Below are 16,229 nucleotides of genomic sequence, written 5' to 3'. Positions count from 1 at the left end.
TTTCCAGACCGGGTTAACGAAGAGAGAAAGCAGAATGTTCAAGAGCGTCGGACTCCTGGTCGCCACGAACCTCGCGGTGATGGTCCTGTTCGGGATCGTGCTCAGCGTGTTGCAGGGCGTATTCGGCATCAGCCTGGGCAACTACACCGCACTGATGCTGTTGGCCACGATGTTCGGGTTCGGCGGCTCGATCGTCTCGCTGATGATCTCCAAATGGATGGCCAAACGCAGCACCGGGATGCACGTGATCGAGCAGCCGCGCAACGAGGCCGAGTTGTGGCTGGTCAACACGGTGCGTCGCCAGGCCGAGGCCGCCGGCATCGCCATGCCGGAAGTCGGCGTCTACGATGCGCCCGAGATCAACGCGTTCGCCACCGGCCCGAGCCGCAACAACTCGCTGGTCGCGGTGTCTACCGGCCTGCTGCGTGCGATGAGCCGCGACGAAGCCGAGGCGGTGCTGGGCCATGAGGTCAGCCACGTCGCCAACGGCGACATGGTGACGATGGCGCTGATCCAGGGCGTCCTGAACACCTTCGTGTTCTTTTTCGCCCGCGTCGTCGGGCGGATCATCGATACCGCCCTGAGCGGCGGACGCGACAGCGATCGTCCGAGCTTCTTCTACTACATCGTCGTGACCGTTCTCGACATCGTTTTCGGTTTGTTCGCCCGAGTCATCGCCATGTGGTTCAGCCGCTGGCGCGAGTTCCGCGCCGACGCCGGCGGGGCCGGCCTGGCCGGCCGTGACAAGATGGTGGCCGCGCTCAAGCGTCTGTCGGCCACTTACGGGCACAGCACGTTGCCGAGCCAGATCCAGGCGTTCGGCATCTCGGGCGCGATCGCGCACGGCATGCGTGGTCTGTTCCTCAGTCACCCGCCGCTGGAAGAGCGTATTCGCCGACTGCAGGCGGCCTGAGTCCAGCCGGATCGGTAGGAACCGCAGAAAAGAAAAGCCCGCCTTCCGGCGGGCTTTTCTTCGAACGCGTCCAGCTCAGCCGAAGTCGTAATTCATGGCCTGCATCGGCGGGGCCAGGAAGTTGCCCTGCACCAGGTCGACGCCGATCGAGAACAGCACGGTCATGCTGCCCGCGTCGGAAACGAACTCGGCGATCGTGCTCTTGCCCTGCTTGCGGGCCTGCTCGGCGATCTCGCGGACCTTCTTCTGGTTGTCGGCGTTCTTCGCCAGATCCATGATGAAGCTGCGATCGATCTTCAGCACGGCCGGATTGAAATGGCTGAGCATCTGGAAAGAGTTCAGGCTGATGCCGAACTGTTCGACGCAGAGCAGGCAGCCGAAGCTCGACACGATCTTCTCGAAGGCCTGCACCGCGCGCATGTGCGTGTAGATCTTCGATTCCGGCAGCTGCAGCACCAGGTTCTCGCCCGGCACCGAATGCGCCTTGAGCTGGCTGTCGATGAACTTGTGCAGGTCGCCTTCCGCCAGCGAAGCCGGCGCCACCTTGACGAACAGGGTGGTCTCTTTGCCCGTCTTCTTGCGCTCGGCCAGCAGGGCGATTGAGCGCCCGATCACCCAGCGGTCGATGTCGTCGTCCAGGCCATGCTCCTCGGCGATCGGCATGAACTGGTCGGGCGGGACGATCTCTCCCGAGGGGGCGATCATGCGCACCAGCACTTCGTAGTGCTCGGTGGTATCGCCGGTCAGGCTGATCATCGGCTGGAAGTTCAGCACGAACTGATCGCCGCTGAGGGCGTCCTTGATGCGTTGGACCCAGGCCTGGATACGCTCTTCCTCGGCGCGGTCGCGCGCCGCCGGGTCGAAGAACTCGATGCGATTGCCGCCGACGCCTTCGGCCGACTGCAGGCATTGATTGGACTTGCCGAGTACCTGCGGCACGCTGGCGATCTTCTCGCCGATCTGCACGCCGCCGATGCTGACGGTGAGCGTGATCGACTGCTTGCCCGCTTCGAGCAGGTAATTGTCGAAGGCGGCGCGTACCTTCTCCGCCAGGCCCAGCGACTGCTTGTGGTCGTGCTCGCGCGCGAGCACGGCGAAGCTGTGGTCGCTGAAGCGGGCCAGGATGGTCGTGTCGGGAAGCACCGACTGCAGGCGTTCGGCCATGCGCTTGAGCACGTCGTCGGCATGGTTCAGGCCGACCTCGCCGATGCGCGTTTCGTAATTGTCGGGTTCGATCAACAGCAGCGACTGGTTGCCCTTGCCGTCGGCCGCAGCGGCCACGACGGCCTCGACCTCGGTCATGAAATGCTGGCGGTTGAACAGGCCTGTCACCGGGTCGCGCTGGCGCAGCGTGTCCAGTTCCTTGGCCATCTCCGCGTCCATCGTCTTCTGCCGGAAGACGATCTGCAGGCAGGGTTCGCCTTCGTAGGTCGCGGGCGTGAACTCCATGACCGCGTCGAAGGTTTCGCCATCGGCGCGCTGTGCGCCGATCTGCAGCTGCTTCGGCGGCGGTTCGCCCTTGCTGATCTGCTTGAGCAGCTGCTTGAAGCTATCGGCGTGCTTGGGCGAGACCAGGTCCAGCAGCGACAGTCCTTCGATGTCCTCGAAGCTCTCGAAGCCGAACATCTCCAGATAGGCCTCGTTGGCGCGGATGTGCATGCCTTCGTGGGCGTAGGCGATGGGGTCGCGCGAGGAAGAGATCAGCGCGTCGCAGCGGCGTTCGGTTTCGCGCAGCGCCGCTTCGAGGTGACGCAGGCTGCGCCGGGCCTGCTTGGCCTGGAATTCGTTGCGGGCGACGAACTGCACGTGCTCGGGCCGGCTGCGCAGTGCCACGTCGCGGGCGCCGGCGGCGATGGCCGCGAGCACGGTCGCTTCGTCGAGCTGGTTCACCGCGGCCAGCACGGGGATGTCCTTGCCCGTCGCTTCCACCTGTTTGGCCACCGTCGCGAACGGGATGTACTTGGCGTCGTACGAAGCCAGCACCATGTCGATGTTCGGATTGACGAGCAGGTTGGTCAGGTCTTCCGGCGATTCCGGCCGCTGCGGCCTGACGGCGATGCCGCCATTGCGCAGCATGCTGATCAGGAATTCGGCGTCCTCGACCTGATCCTCGACCAGCAGCAGCCGGATTACTGCGTCCTGTTGTGCCATCGAGGCCGCTCCTTGTTCTTCAATGGCTTGCAGAAGGGGATTGACAAGATATCAGAAGCATTAAGGTGAAAGCCATCACAGCGGGGTTTTGCCCGGCTCGCCGGAAATCTCCCTGACCAGGCGGGGCAGCAGGTAGCCCGGCAGTCTCGCCGACAGCTTCGCATGCAATTGGCGGGCGTCGATGTCGGAGACCTCGTAATGCGCCGTGCCGGCGACGCGATCGAGCTGGTGCAGGTAGTAGGGAAGCACGCCCATGTCGAAAAGCCCTTCGGACAGCCGCGACAGCGTTCCGACCTCGTCATTGACCCCGCGCAGCAGTACCGACTGGTTGAGCAGGGTGGCGCCGGTCATGCGCAGGTCACGCATGGCCCGGGCGACGTCCTCGCCCAACTCGTTGGGATGATTGGCGTGCACGACGATCGCGACAGGCCATGGCAGGCGGTCGAGCCAGGCCAGCAGTTCCGCGTCCACCCGCTCCGGCAGGACGATGGGCAGGCGCGTATGCAACCGCAGGCGGCGGATCTGGGGCAGCTCGCGCAAGGCCTCGGTCAATTCGACGAGCTTGCCCGTCGCCAACGAAAGCGGATCGCCGCCGGAGAGCAGGACTTCGCTCACGTTCGGATTTGCGCGCAGGTAGTCCAAGCTGTCGCGCCAGCGGCCGGCGGCCGCGGTTTGCTCGCCATAAGGGAAATGGCGGCGGAAGCAATAGCGGCAATGCACGGCGCAACTGCCCGTCGCGATCAACAGCGCACGGCCCTCGTACTTGTGGATCAGGCCGGTGGCGCCGCGGGCCAAGGCATCGCCAACCGCGTCCAGGCCGAAGCCGGGCACGATCCTTTCCTCGTCGACCACGGGCAGAACCTGCCGCAACAAGGGATCGTCGGGGTCGCCGCGACGCATCTTCGCGACGAACCCCCTCGGCACGCGCAGTTCGAACTGGCGGGCGGCGGCCTCGGAAACACGGCCGGAGTGCGCTGCCAGGCCGAGCAGGTCCAGCAGTTCGCGCGGGTCACGCACGGCATCGCGCCAGAGCGCTTGCCAGGACCTGGCTTGGGCGGGGAGGGGGTGGGCGGGTATCATGTCGGGCTAGCGCGGGGCCGTCTGGCGCCCGTGAAACATTCCCTATTGTAGCCGTCGCCTCCGCCCGGGAGCACGGCGCTCGCCCCAGGAGCTTTAAGCATGGCCAGTTACGGCATGAACGACGTCAAGAACGGCATGAAGATCATCGTCAACAACGAGCCGTGCGTGATCACCGACACCGAGTACGTCAAACCGGGCAAGGGCCAGGCCTTCACCCGCGTGAAGTACCGCTTCATCAAGTCGGGTCGCGTGGTCGAAATGACGATGAAGGCCACCGACAACGTCGAAGCCGCCGATGTCATGGACACCGACATGCAGTACCTCTACAACGACGGCGAGTTCTGGCATTTCATGCAGCAGGAAACCTTCGAGCAGGTGCAGGCCGATGCGGCCGGCGTCGGCGAAGCCGCCAAGTGGATCAAGGGCGAAGAGCCCTGCGTGGTGACGCTGTGGAACGGAACGCCGATCGCGGTGACGCCGCCGAACTTCGTCGAGCTGAAGATCGTCCAGACCGATCCGGGCGTGAAGGGCGATACTGCCGGCACCGGCGGCAAGCCGGCCACGCTCGAAACCGGTGCCGTGGTCCGCGTGCCCTTGTTCGTCGGCCAGGAAGAAATCATCAAGGTCGATACCCGCACCGGCGCGTACGTCAGCCGCGTGAAGTGACGGAAAACGACATGAGCGAAGGCGCCCCCCAGCCCTGCGACCTGTCGATCGAAGCCGGCTGGGTGGTACCGGTCGAACCGCACGGCGTGGTCCTGACGGATCACGCCGTCGTCGTTTCCGGCGGGCGTATCGTCGACCTGCTGCCTCGCGCGCAGGCGCGCGCGCGCTATGCCGCCCGCAAGACCATCAGCCGTCCCGATTGCGTGCTGCTGCCGGGCCTGGTCAACACGCACACGCACAACCCGATGACCCTGATGCGCGGCGTCGCCGACGACCTGGCCCTGATGCCCTGGTTGCAGGAGCACGTCTGGCCGATCGAAGGCGCGGTGATGGCGCCGGACTTCGTCGCCGACGGCATCGAACTGGCTATCGCCGAGATGCTGCGCGGCGGAACCACGTGCTGCAACGAAAACTATTTCTTCCCGGACGCGCAGGCGGCGACTTACCAGCGCCTGGGCTTCCGCGCCGTCGTCGGCTTGCCGGTGATCGAGTTCCCTTCGGCCTGGGCGCGTACGCCGGCCGAATATTTCGACAAGGGGCTCGAGGTCCGCGACAACTACCGCGGCGCCGATCTGCTCGGTTTCAGCTTCGCGCCGCACGCGCCTTACACGGTCGGCGACGAGAGTTTCGAGCGCATCCGCATGCTGGCCGAACAGCTCGACCTGCCGGTACATTGCCACGTGCACGAAACCGCGCAGGAGATCGTCGATTCGATCGCGCAGCACGGCCAGCGCCCGCTGGCGCGCCTCGATCGGCTCGGCCTGGTCAACGAGCGCCTGATCGCCGTGCACATGACGCAGCTGACGGAGAGCGAGATCGCGCTTTGCGCCGAGCGTGGCGTGTCGATCGCGCACTGTCCGCAATCGAACCTGAAGCTCGCCTCCGGCTTTTGCCCGAGCGAGGCCCTGCGCCGCGCCGGCGTGAACCTGGCGATCGGCACCGACGGCTGCGCCAGCAACAACGATCTGGACATGTTCGACGAGACGCGCAGCGCGGCCCTGCTGGCGAAAGCCGTCGCGCAGGACGCCACCGCGATGGACGCGGCCAGCGCGCTGCGCGCCGCGACCCTGGGCGGCGCACGGGCGATGGGTCTGGCCGACCGCATCGGTTCGATCGAACCAGGCAAGGAAGCGGATCTGGTTTGCGTCGGCCTGGGCGACATCGAATCGCTGCCGGTCTACAACGCGATTTCGCAGGTGATCTACGCCAGCGGTCGCCATCAGGTCAGCGATGCCTGGATCGCCGGGCGCGAGAAGCTCGTCGACGGCGTACTGGTCGACACCGATCTCGCCGCGCTGCGCGCGAAAGCACGCGCCTGGGGCGAGCGCATCGCCGGCCTGCGCAAGGCCCGATGATGGCCGGAACCGTATCGCCGCCGGAGCGCAACGCCAGCGAAGCCGAGCTGAAGAAATTCGGCGCGCTGGCCAGCCGATGGTGGGACCCCATGGGTCCGCAGCGCGCGCTGCATGAACTCAACCCGGCGCGTCTTTCCTACGTCGCGGAGCGCACACGCTTGCGCGGCGCCCGCGTGCTCGACGTCGGTTGCGGCGCCGGTCTGCTCAGCGAGGCCCTGGCGCGCGAAGGGGCGCAGGTCAGCGCCCTGGATCTTGCGCCTGAACTGATCGATATCGCGAAACTGCACCTGCTCGAATCCGGCCTGAAGGTCGACTATCGCCTGCAGTCGGTGGAATCGCTGGCGGACGAGATGGCTGCTCTTGCGCATCCTGCGCCCGCAGCATTCGCACATCCATGTGCATCATCGGGGCAGTTCGATGCCATCACTTGCATGGAAATGCTCGAGCACGTGCCCGATCCGCTGTCGGTGCTGGCTGCTTGCGCGAAGTTGCTCAAGCCGGGCGGAAAACTCTTCCTGTCCACGCTCAACCGCACGCCGGCGGCGTTCGCGCTGGCCATCGTCGGCGCCGAATACGTCGCCCGGCTGTTGCCGAAGGGCACGCATCAGTACGAAAGTTTCATCAAGCCCTCCGAGCTCGCGGCCTGGTTGCGCGAAACGGGTTTCGAGCTCGATGACGTCAGCGGGCTGGCTTACGATCCGCTTCGCCACAGGGCCTGGGTGAGCCGCCGCACCGACGTGAACTATCTCGCTTGCGCGACCTTGGCATGAGCAGCGCGACGCGATTCGCGCCCGTCATCCTGTTCGATCTGGACGGTACCCTGGTCGACAGCGCCGTGGATCTGCTCAATGCCCTGAATCGGGTTCTCGCGCGCGAAGGCCGTCTTGGCCTGCCGCTGTCGGCCATTCGCCCGGTGGTGTCGAAGGGGGCGCGCGCCATGTTGTCGGTCGCCTTCGCGGACCTGGACGAAAGCGCGCGCGAAGCCTTCTTGCAGCCCTTCCTCGACCAATATGAAAGTGCGGTTGCCGATCACAGCACGCCCTTCGACGGCGTCGAAGAACTGCTGGCCACGATCGAAGCGCAGGGCGCGCGTTGGGGCATCGTCACGAACAAGCCCCTGTACCTGGCCCGCGGCGTGGTCGCGAGCATGGGCTGGAGCACGCGCAGCGCGATCCTTCTCGGTGGCGACAGCCTGCCGCGCAAGAAGCCCGACCCCGACCAACTGTTCCTCGCCTGCGAGGAACTCGGCGTTTCGCCGGGCGATTGCATTTATGTCGGCGACGACGAGCGCGACATCGTCGCGGCGCGCCGTGCCGGCATGAAATCGGTGGCGGCGCTTTGGGGCTATCGCGAAGCGCATGAAGATCCTGCCGCCTGGCGTCCGGACGCGATGGCCGCGTCGCCGCGCGATCTGCTGGCGCCGGGCTTGCTCGTTCGCTGACATGAGCGAAGCTGCCTCCGCCGCGAATGCGGAAGTCTTGCCGCATTTCTTCGCGAAATGGCAGGCACGCGAACCGGAGATGGCGATCGCCGAGGTCTTCGTGCCGGCGATTGAGAAGCAGCGTTTCCGGGCTTGGGGCGCCTTGCTGCACGAGTTGCGCGAAACCCTGTTCGAACTCAGCGACGCGCGCGTGAGCGACGTCAAGACGGCATGGTGGGCGGAAGAGCTGATCGGTATCGAACAGGGACGCGCACGACATCCGCTGAGTGCCTTGCTGGCCGAGTTGCGCGCGCCCTGGACGGCCCTGGGGCGAAGTCTGCTCGAACCTGCGAGCGTCGGGCTGCGGGCGTCTTCGACCGAAGAAGCCGTTCGCGCGCTGTTGCCGCTGGCGCAGGCGGTGATCGCGGTCGAAGAAGCGATCTTCCCGGGAGCGACGGATTCGGCCGTCGCGACCAGGGCCCTGGTCGTGCATTGGCTGTTGCAGCGATTGCCGGCGGGTTTGGCGGCGGAAGACCAGGCGCGGATTCCGATGCACTTGTACGCGCGGCATGGATTGACGGCGGCCCAGGTCGGGGAAGGACGGGGTGAGGTCCTGTTGCGCGATTGGGCCGGTGAGCTCACATCGACCTTGCCCGAAGTCGCCGGCGCGGCGCCCCTGCGACGTTTCCGCGCCGCGTTCGATCGGGCCCGCCTCGCCCGGTTGGCTGCCGGACAGGGCTTCGCGATGCCTTCGCCGATCGGCACCCTTTGGCGCGCCTGGCGCGCAGCGCGACGGGTCTGAGCCGGATCGTCACGAATCGTTCCGCCGCCTTGACCTAGACTCCTTTCGCCCCCATCTGCCCTCTGTCCCTTCCGGAGCACACCATGGCCCCCAGCAACCAGGAAAACCTGGCCCGCGTCATGCCCGATGTCGCCAACGAGGCGCGACCGGCCGTGGCCGGCGCGCTCGACTGGGTCGGCATGGGAGAGATCCACGCGCCGGTCGGCCTGGCCGATGAGGAAGGCCGCGTGGTGACCAGCGGCGCGCGCGTCAACGCCTTCGTCAACCTCAAGCGCGCGGACGTGCGCGGTATCCACATGTCGCGGCTGTATCTGCACGTCGACCGCTCCTTGTCGGGCGAGCCCTTGTCGCCCTGCAGCCTGCGCCGCCTGTTGAAGGAGTTCCTCGAATCGCATGCCGAATTGTCGGATCGCGCGCGGGTGGAGATCGCGTTCGACTATTTGCTGCGCCGTCCTGCCCTGGTCAGCGACAACACCGGATGGAAATCGTATCCGGTGCGTGTGGCGGCCGAGCTCGATCGCGGGCAGTTCCTGCTCGAGGTGGGCGTGGAAGTCGCGTATTCCAGCACCTGCCCCTGTTCGGCGGCATTGGCGCGGCAATTGATCCAGGATCGCTTCCGCATCGATTTCGATCCTGCGACGCCGCTCGATCGCGACGCGGTGCTCGCCTGGCTCGGCAGCGAGCAGGGCATCATGGCCACGCCGCATAGCCAGCGCAGCATCGCCGAAGTGAAGGCGAGGTTGGCGCCCAGCTTCAAGAACCTGCCTTTCGTCGAAATCATCGATCGCATCGAAGCAGCCTTGCAGACGCCGGTGCAGACCGCGGTCAAGCGCGAGGACGAGCAGGCATTCGCGCGGCTCAACGGCCAGAACCTGATGTTTTGCGAAGACGCGGCGCGCCGCATGCAGAAGGCGCTGGACGAGGACGAGCGGATCGACGATTTCTGGCTGCGCGCCACGCACCAGGAAAGCCTGCACCCGCATGATGCCGTTGCGGTCGCGACCAAGGGCGTGCCCGGCGGCTACGCCGCCTGAGGCGACGGTGCTCGTCGCGTGCCGGCGAGCCTGACGAGAACGAATTCCTAACGCCCCGGCGTTTCGTCGGGCGTTCGATCCTGTGCGTCCGTCACGGACTCGTTGTGTTCATGAACGGGCATCCGGCAGACTGCGGCAAATCCTGCCAGGTGGGAATGCATGAACTGGGTACTGGGAATCGTCGGCGCCTTGGTCGGTGCCTTCTTGGCCGAACAGCGCAATTTGTTCGGCGCGATCGTCGGCTTCCTGCTTGTGTTCCTGCTGGCCGGCCTGAACCAGCTCCGCCAGCGCCTCGCTGCCCAGGAGCGCGAGCTGCAGGCCCTGCGTCAGCGCGCCGCGTCGACGACCGGCCCTGCGCCGGTCGTGCCGCCGTCTGCTGCGCCGACGCCTGCCTCCAGTGCAACGCCTTCGGCTTCGCCCATTCCTCCGGTCGTTCCTGCCGCGCCAGCGGTCGGAACGCCCGCCACATACGAAACGGCGCCCGGCCCGGCCCGCGAAAGCGCGCCCCTGCCCGAGGCTGCTCGTTCGGCCGAGCCTGCGCCGGCATCGGGCGTCGTCACGACGAAGTTGCCGGTATCGCCGCCGCCGATTCCGCAACGGCGTCGACCTGCGCCCGTCGTGGAAGACGGCTGGGCCGAAGACCTGCTCGGCAAGATCAAGAGCTGGTTCACCGAAGGCAACGTGCCGGTCAAGATCGGCGTGCTGGTGTTGTTCGCCGGCGTCGCGGCCGCCTTGCGTTACGCGGCGATGCAGGGCTATTTCACCTTCCCGATCGAAGCGCGGCTCATCGTGATTTCCGTCGCGGCCCTGGCCGGCCTGGCCTTCGGCTGGCGGCAACGCGAGGACAAGCCCGCTTTCGGATTGAGCCTGCAGGGCGGCGCGCTCGGCGTATTGCTGCTGACGGTATTCGCGGCCTACAAACTGTACGGCCTGTTGCCGCCGCTGCTCGCTTTCGGACTGGTCGTGGTGCTGGTGGCGGGTGCGGCCCTGTTGTCGGTGCTGCAGCGGAACATGTGGTTGGCGGTGCTCGGCTTCCTCGGCGGTTATCTCGCGCCGGTGCTGATCTCGACCGGTAGCGGGAACCACGTCGGCTTGTTCACCTACTACGCGGTGCTCAATGCCGCCGTGTTCGCGATTTCGTGGAAGCAGGCCTGGCGCTTGCTCAACCTGATCGGATTCGGTTTCACCTTCGGCGTCGGCACGGCCTGGGGCGCGACCTACTACCGGCCGGAACTGTTCCCGACGGTGGAACCCTTCCTGGTGCTGTTCTTCCTGTTCTACATCGTGATCGGTCTGCTGTACGTCACGCGGCAGACCGAGCATCGCCGCCCGTGGGTGGATGGCACGCTGGTGTTCGGCACGCCGCTGGTCGCTTTCCCGCTGCAGGCCGCCATGCTGAAGGACGACCGGTTCGGGCTCGCGTTCAGCGCGATCGGCGTCGCGGCGATCTACGCCGGCCTCGTGTGGTGGCTGCGCAACCGCAAGGGCGAACGCCTGCTGAGCGAGGCCTATGCCGCGCTCGCGCTGGGTTTTGCCACGCTCGCCGTGCCCCTGGCCTTCAGCGCCGGCACGACGGCCAGCGTCTGGGCGCTGGAAGGCGCCGGCGTGGCCTGGATCGGCCTGCGACAGAATCGCCTGTTCCCGTGGATCAGCGGACTGGTGCTGCAGTTGCTGGCCGCCGGTTCCTACGTCATCAACGTGATCGACTCGCCGCCGCCGATGGAGACGGCGCAGTTGCTGCTCAACTCGTTGTGGTTCGGCGCCGCTATCCTGGCGCTGGGCGGCTATCTGCTCAGCCTGATCCACGACCGCCATCGCCCGCGATTCGGATTGCCGGCGATGCTGTTCGTCTGGTCCACGTTCTGGTGGACGATCGCCGCCCTCAGCCAGTTCGGCATCGCCGATCGTTCCTTCGGCGCCTGGCAGTACCTGATGGTCGTGATTGCGATCAGCATCGTGCTGGCGGCCGTGCTGCGCGATCGCTTGCCCTGGCCGCGGATGAACTGGTTGATCCTGTATGGCGCGATGCTCGGCCTGCCGATGGTGTTCTGGGCCAGCGACGAGTTCGACGCACCCCTGCAGGTCGCAGGCATCGGTTTCTGGATCGGCTACGCCGTGGCGATGGCCTGGGCGCTGTGGTCGGCGAGGGAAGTGCCGGCGCGCAGCCTCTCGCTGGCGCATCTTTTCGCGCTATGGAGCCTCGCCGTCGCCGTCACGATGCAGAGCGAACATGTGGCCGACCAACTGGTGCTGGCCGAAGGCTGGGGTTTTGTCGCAGTCGTGGCGCCCATCGCTTTGATGACGCTCGGCCTGTGGCGGCGCGCCGACCTCTTCGCCTGGCCGCGTGGCGAACTGTTCGAGAAATACGCGATCGGTTGGTTCGTGCTGGCCGTGCCGCTGTTGGCCCTGGTTTGCGCTGGTAGCCTGTTCATGGCCGGCGATCCTTCGCCCCTGCCGTTCCTGCCCCTGCTCAACCCGCTCGAACTCGGCACGCTGGCGATCGCCGCATTGTTGTACGCGATGGCCGGCTCCGCCGGCGGCATGTTCGCGACCTGGCAACGGCTGTGGCCTTTCGCAGGTTTCGCCATCGTCAGCATGATGACCTTGCGCGCGGTGCACTTCTGGCACGGCGATGCCTGGGATCCGCGCATCCTGCATTCGGGCGTCAGCCAGGCCAGCCTCGCCGTGGTCTGGAGCCTGCTCGGCGTCGGCAGCATGCTGCTCGGTTCGCGACGCATGAACCGCGCTCTGTGGATGGCCGGCATGGCCCTGATGCTGATCGTCTGCGCCAAGCTCGTCTTCGTCGATCGCCAGTACATGGGCAACATCCCGGGCATCGTTTCCTTCCTCGCAGTAGGCTTGCTCCTGGTGGGCGTCGGCTATTTCGCGCCATCGCCGCCGAAAGATTCCGAAGGAGAAACGGCATGAACCGTCGCCTTGTCTTCGCCGGCCTGCTGTTCAGCGGCGCCGTTGCCGCCGCCGGCCTCAACGATTTCGCCAGGTTGTGGCCCGTCGCCGCGACCACCGAAGGCGCGTATACGGTCACGCTGACGCCGGAGATCTACGCGCAGGTGGCGACGCGTGACCTGACCGACATCGCGGCGTTCAATGCCGATGGCGAAGCCTTGCCCTTCGGGCCGATGCCGGCCAGCGTCGCGCCGCAGGCGAGCAGCTGGCGCGAAGCCGCCTGGTTCGCCTTGCCCGCCGAATTGCCGCCCGAGGCCGGCGACCTTTCCTTGCACATCACGCGCACCACCAGCGGCGACCTGAGCCTGGACGCCACCTTGAGCCACAACTCGCTCGATTCCGTGCAAGCCTTCCTGGTCGACGTGCGTGCGAAGGGTTCGCTGATCGAAGGGATCGCTTTCGATCTCGGCATGAATGCCGCGGACTTCAATGCCCGGGTCACGGTCGAGGCGAGCGACGACCTGCAGGCTTGGCGCACCATCGTATCCGCCGCGACGATCGCGCAACTGCGCCACGGCGACCAGTCGCTGGTGCGTCGGCACATCGACTTACCGTCGCCGGAGGCGCAATACCTGCGCATCCGCGTGTTGACGCCGGGCCAACGCATCCCGCTGCATGGCGTGCGGCTGCTGTTGCGTCCCCCGGGCCTGTTGCGTCGCCATCCGCCCCGGCAATGGATGCACGCCGAATTCGTGCGCAAGGAAGGGCGTGCCTACTTCTATCGCTTGCCGGCGCCATTGCCGGTGGACATGGTCAACGTGCAGCTCGGCGAAGAGAACCGCCTGGCGCACTTCAGCGTCAGCGCACGTGCCGCCAACGCGAAGCATTGGGGCTATGTCGGGCAGCTGACGGCGTTTCGCCTGCGCGGGGCCGGGGTTTCGATCGACAACGAAGCGATGAACGTGGGCAGCAATCGCTTGCCCGAGTGGCGGATAGAATCGAGCGTGGACCTGGCGAAAGCGCCCGTACTCGATTTCGCCTACTACCCGGAAACCTGGATGCTGCTGACGCATGGGCGCGCCCCGTATGCGATCGCCGCGGGCAGTTCCTGGGCGCGTCGCGACAGCTTTCCGCTCGAGCTGCTGCTCAATCAGGTGCGTGACAAACTCGGCGACGACTGGCGCCCGGCGGCGACGGAATTGGGCGCTTCGCAGCAGGCCGGCGGTCCGGCGGCTTTGAAGGCCTACAACCGGGACCAGATCAAGAGCTGGGTGCTATGGGGCGTGCTGATCCTGGCGGCTTGCATCATCGTCTGGATGGTCCTGCGCCTGATGCGGGCGCCGCCGCCAGCGGCGGAATAGACGATATCGTCGGAGCGCGCTCAGCGTTGCGGGTTTCCGGACGGATCCACCAGTAGCTGCGGGTCCACGCGCACGTCGAACCAGTTCATGCCCCAGTGCAGATGCGGCCCCGTCGCGCGGCCGGTCGCGCCGACGGCACCGATCACCTGGCCCTGTTCGACGCGATCGCCGACTTTGACGTCGATGCGGCTCAGGTGCAGGAAGTTCGAGCTGACGCCATGGCCGTGGTCGATCAACAGCGTTCCACCGGTGAGATAGAGATCGGGGTCGGCGAAACTGACGATGCCGCCCGCCGGCGCCTGCACGGCCGTGCCCTGGTTCGCCGCGACGTCGACGCCCGAGTGCGGCGATTTCGGCGTGCCGTTGTAGATGCGCTGGCTGCCGAAGACGCCGCTGATGCGCCCTTGCACCGGCCAGATGAAGTGGGCGGCGTAGTCGCTGCGCTCGTCGTCGCGATCGCGCGCGGCATTCACGCGCGCCTGTTCCCGCTCCATGCGTGCGGCGATCTCCGGGCGCGGGTTGACCGTCTGCTCGGGCACGCCGTCGACTTTCTCCAGCGGGAAATCGCGATCGACGATCGGTACCGACGAGGTCGTCGAGCGCCCGTCCGGCCATTCGATGCGCAGTTCGACCGAGCCTTCCTGTTCGCGCCCGACGCCGAGCACGAAGCGCCCCCGGTCGTCGAGCCGCAAATCGCGCGCGCCGTAGCGCACGCGCACGGCGCCGGCGGCGCGCCCCAACAAGAGGCTGCCCTGCGCCACGTTTGCCGGCAGTTGCATGAGCGGCGCGGCCGCGACGGGTTTGTCGACGGCCGGGGCGGGCGGTGGCGTCGTCGCGCAGGCGGCGCAGGCCAGGGCCAGCAGGGCCGCGTGCAATCGCCTCATCGGCCGAAGGCCAGTCGGCGGCCTTGCGGCGGGCCGACGAGTTGCGCGCCGTTCCAGGCCAGTTCGCCGTTGACGAAGGTCGCTGCGACGCGCGCGTCGAAACGTTCGCCTTCGAACGGCGACCAGCCGCATTTGCTCAGGATCGATTCTCGCGTCACCGTCGTACCGCCCGTGGGCTCGACCAGCACGAGATCGGCGTAATAGCCCTCGCGCAGGTAACCGCGTTCGGCGATGCTGAAACGTTGCGCCGGCGCATGGCAGATCTTGCGCACCAGGTGCGGCAGCGAGAAGTGGCCGTCGCGGACTTTTTGCAGGGCGCAGGCCAGGAAGAACTGCACCAGGGGCAGGCCGGACGGCGCTTTTTCGTATTTCTGCTGCTTCTCGTCCCAGGTGTGCGGCGCGTGGTCGGTGGCGAGCACGTCGATGCGATCCTCGGCGACGGCGCGCAGCAATGCGGCGCGGTCGCTGGCTTCCTTGATGGCCGGGTTGCACTTGATCAGGTTGCCGAGACGGGCATAGTCCTCGCGGGCGAAATGCAGGAAATGCACGCAGGTTTCGGCCGTGATGCGCTTGTGCATGATCGGGCCGGGCTGGAACAGCGCGAGCTCGTCGGCCGTGCTGATGTGCAGCACATGCAGGGACGAATCGAAACGCTTCGCCATCGAGATCGCCAGCTCGGTGGACTTGATGCAGGCGGCACGCGAACGGATCTCGCCGTGCAGATCGACCGGGATGTCCTCGCCGTAGATCGCGCGGGCCTTGGCCAGCTCGACCTCGATCATCGGCGTGTCTTCGCAATGCGTGATGATCGGCGTCGGGCAGTCGGCGAACATGCCTTCGAGCACCTGCGGATCGTCGACGAGCATGTTGCCGGTCGACGCGCCCATGAAGATCTTCAGACCCGGCGTCTTCTTCGGGTCGATGCGCCGGATCTCCTCGAGATTGTCGTTGCTCGCGCCGAAATAGAAACCGTAGTTGGCGCGCGAACGCCCCGATGCCCGCCGGTACTTGTCCTCCAGCGTCGCGGCGTCCAGCGCGGGCGGCTTGGTATTGGGCATGTCGAGGAAGCTGGTGACGCCGCCGGCCACGGCCGCCGCCGGCTCAGTAACGAGATTGCCCTTGTGTTCCATGCCGGGTTCGCGGAAATGCACCTGCGCGTCGATCACGCCGGGCAACAGCAGGCGGCCGTTGGCATTGAGCACTTTTTCGCCATGCTTGGCGAACAGATACGGGGCGATGGCGTCGATGCGATCGCCCTTGATGCGCAGGTCGCCGGAGAATTCTCGGCCTTCGTTCACCATCCGGGCGTTCTGGATCAACAAATCAGTCATGGCGATGTCCGCAGGGGTAGTGATCGGGTACCGGATCCAGGCCGCCAGGGTTCAGCGGGTGGCAGCGCAGGATGCGGCGCGCGCCGAGCCAACTGCCGCGCAGCACGCCGAAGCGATCGATCGCCTGGTAGGTATAGGTCGAGCAGCTGGGATAGAAGCGGCAGTTCTGGCCGAGCAACGGGCTGATCAGTCGCTTGTAGCCCCGCAACAGCCAGAGTGCGGGCGTTTTAAACATTTGCGCGGCCTGTGCAGCGGGTTTAAGGTTGCCGCTGATGAAGGACTAGGCTATAACACGCCGCCTTTGCGCCTCAAGGAAAGAGAGGAA

At 66.3% G+C, this 16,229-nt stretch carries 14 protein-coding genes; 9 read left to right on the top strand and 5 right to left on the bottom strand.

From position 1 onward, the window contains the following. Positions 1–34: 34 nt before the first annotated feature. A complete protein-coding gene (htpX, locus tag QM707_RS06515; protein ID WP_415001047.1) occupies positions 35–913 on the top strand; it encodes a protease HtpX in 879 nt (292 codons plus the stop codon). A gap of 75 nt (positions 914–988) precedes the next feature. On the opposite strand, the gene QM707_RS06510 is transcribed toward htpX, so the two are convergent. Both QM707_RS06510 and epmB read right to left on the bottom strand, forming a co-directional pair. Continuing rightward, a complete protein-coding gene (locus QM707_RS06510) occupies positions 989–3,064 on the bottom strand; it encodes an EAL domain-containing protein (protein WP_415001046.1) in 2,076 nt (691 codons plus the stop codon). Between the two features lie 75 nt (positions 3,065–3,139). After that, complete coding sequence (epmB, locus tag QM707_RS06505; RefSeq protein WP_415001045.1) at positions 3,140–4,144, bottom strand: EF-P beta-lysylation protein EpmB; 1,005 nt, start codon at positions 4,142–4,144, stop codon at positions 3,140–3,142. A gap of 99 nt (positions 4,145–4,243) precedes the next feature. Between epmB and efp the strand changes: the two genes are divergently transcribed. The 8 genes from efp (at position 4,244) to QM707_RS06465 (ending at position 13,689) form a co-directional block, all read left to right on the top strand. After that, entirely contained in the window at positions 4,244–4,810 is a 567-nt protein-coding gene (efp, locus tag QM707_RS06500) for an elongation factor P (protein ID WP_415001044.1), read from the top strand. Between the two features lie 11 nt (positions 4,811–4,821). Next, positions 4,822–6,165: a TRZ/ATZ family hydrolase gene (locus QM707_RS06495; RefSeq protein WP_415001043.1), complete on the top strand. Its 1,344-nt coding sequence runs from the start codon at positions 4,822–4,824 to the stop codon at positions 6,163–6,165. Next, positions 6,165–6,935, top strand: coding sequence for a bifunctional 2-polyprenyl-6-hydroxyphenol methylase/3-demethylubiquinol 3-O-methyltransferase UbiG (ubiG, locus tag QM707_RS06490; protein WP_415001042.1), 771 nt, complete (start codon positions 6,165–6,167; stop codon positions 6,933–6,935). Before QM707_RS06495 ends, ubiG begins: the two co-directional genes overlap by 1 nt. After that, positions 6,932–7,606 carry a phosphoglycolate phosphatase gene (gene gph, locus QM707_RS06485; RefSeq protein WP_415001041.1) on the top strand — a complete coding sequence of 225 codons (675 nt, stop codon included), beginning with the start codon at positions 6,932–6,934 and terminating at the stop codon, positions 7,604–7,606. Before ubiG ends, gph begins: the two co-directional genes overlap by 4 nt. Before the next feature lies 1 nt (position 7,607). After that, entirely contained in the window at positions 7,608–8,387 is a 780-nt protein-coding gene (locus QM707_RS06480; RefSeq protein WP_415001040.1) for a phytoene/squalene synthase family protein, read from the top strand. 83 nt (positions 8,388–8,470) lie between these two features. Beyond that, positions 8,471–9,421: a GTP cyclohydrolase FolE2 gene (folE2, locus tag QM707_RS06475; protein ID WP_415001039.1), complete on the top strand. Its 951-nt coding sequence runs from the start codon at positions 8,471–8,473 to the stop codon at positions 9,419–9,421. Positions 9,422–9,580: 159 nt separating this feature from the next. Then, positions 9,581–12,349 carry a DUF2339 domain-containing protein gene (locus QM707_RS06470; protein WP_415001038.1) on the top strand — a complete coding sequence of 923 codons (2,769 nt, stop codon included), beginning with the start codon at positions 9,581–9,583 and terminating at the stop codon, positions 12,347–12,349. Beyond that, complete coding sequence (locus QM707_RS06465) at positions 12,346–13,689, top strand: DUF3999 family protein (RefSeq protein ID WP_415001037.1); 1,344 nt, start codon at positions 12,346–12,348, stop codon at positions 13,687–13,689. Before QM707_RS06470 ends, QM707_RS06465 begins: the two co-directional genes overlap by 4 nt. A gap of 20 nt (positions 13,690–13,709) precedes the next feature. On the opposite strand, the gene QM707_RS06460 is transcribed toward QM707_RS06465, so the two are convergent. The 3 genes from QM707_RS06460 to yidD are packed head-to-tail and all read right to left on the bottom strand — an operon-like array spanning position 13,710 to position 16,139. Beyond that, a complete protein-coding gene (locus QM707_RS06460) occupies positions 13,710–14,573 on the bottom strand; it encodes a M23 family metallopeptidase (RefSeq protein ID WP_415001036.1) in 864 nt (287 codons plus the stop codon). Further along, positions 14,570–15,904, bottom strand: coding sequence for a dihydroorotase (locus QM707_RS06455; protein ID WP_415001035.1), 1,335 nt, complete (start codon positions 15,902–15,904; stop codon positions 14,570–14,572). Before QM707_RS06455 ends, QM707_RS06460 begins: the two co-directional genes overlap by 4 nt. Next, positions 15,897–16,139: a membrane protein insertion efficiency factor YidD gene (gene yidD, locus QM707_RS06450; RefSeq protein WP_415001034.1), complete on the bottom strand. Its 243-nt coding sequence runs from the start codon at positions 16,137–16,139 to the stop codon at positions 15,897–15,899. Before yidD ends, QM707_RS06455 begins: the two co-directional genes overlap by 8 nt. Positions 16,140–16,229: the final 90 nt, after the last annotated feature.

Source organism: Arenimonas sp., from assembly GCF_047602345.1.
Classification (GTDB): Bacteria; Pseudomonadota; Gammaproteobacteria; order Xanthomonadales; family Xanthomonadaceae; genus Arenimonas.
The sequence above is the reverse complement of the archived record's forward strand: the minus strand, read 5'-3'. Positions and strand labels throughout refer to the sequence as shown.

Excerpts from the sequence above, each read along its gene's own strand:
- QM707_RS06460 (WP_415001036.1), bottom strand. The coding sequence starts at position 14,573 with ATGAGGCGATTGCACGCGGCCCTGCTGGCCCTGGCCTGCGCCGCCTGC.
- QM707_RS06465 (WP_415001037.1), top strand. The coding sequence starts at position 12,346 with ATGAACCGTCGCCTTGTCTTCGCCGGCCTGCTGTTCAGCGGCGCCGTT.
- yidD (WP_415001034.1), bottom strand. The coding sequence starts at position 16,139 with ATGTTTAAAACGCCCGCACTCTGGCTGTTGCGGGGCTACAAGCGACTG.
- folE2 (WP_415001039.1), top strand. The coding sequence starts at position 8,471 with ATGGCCCCCAGCAACCAGGAAAACCTGGCCCGCGTCATGCCCGATGTC.
- QM707_RS06470 (WP_415001038.1), top strand. The coding sequence starts at position 9,581 with ATGAACTGGGTACTGGGAATCGTCGGCGCCTTGGTCGGTGCCTTCTTG.
- QM707_RS06495 (WP_415001043.1), top strand. The coding sequence starts at position 4,822 with ATGAGCGAAGGCGCCCCCCAGCCCTGCGACCTGTCGATCGAAGCCGGC.
- gph (WP_415001041.1), top strand. The coding sequence starts at position 6,932 with ATGAGCAGCGCGACGCGATTCGCGCCCGTCATCCTGTTCGATCTGGAC.
- htpX (WP_415001047.1), top strand. The coding sequence starts at position 35 with ATGTTCAAGAGCGTCGGACTCCTGGTCGCCACGAACCTCGCGGTGATG.
- QM707_RS06455 (WP_415001035.1), bottom strand. The coding sequence starts at position 15,904 with ATGACTGATTTGTTGATCCAGAACGCCCGGATGGTGAACGAAGGCCGA.
- ubiG (WP_415001042.1), top strand. The coding sequence starts at position 6,165 with ATGGCCGGAACCGTATCGCCGCCGGAGCGCAACGCCAGCGAAGCCGAG.
- epmB (WP_415001045.1), bottom strand. The coding sequence starts at position 4,144 with ATGATACCCGCCCACCCCCTCCCCGCCCAAGCCAGGTCCTGGCAAGCG.
- QM707_RS06510 (WP_415001046.1), bottom strand. The coding sequence starts at position 3,064 with ATGGCACAACAGGACGCAGTAATCCGGCTGCTGCTGGTCGAGGATCAG.
- efp (WP_415001044.1), top strand. The coding sequence starts at position 4,244 with ATGGCCAGTTACGGCATGAACGACGTCAAGAACGGCATGAAGATCATC.
- QM707_RS06480 (WP_415001040.1), top strand. The coding sequence starts at position 7,608 with ATGAGCGAAGCTGCCTCCGCCGCGAATGCGGAAGTCTTGCCGCATTTC.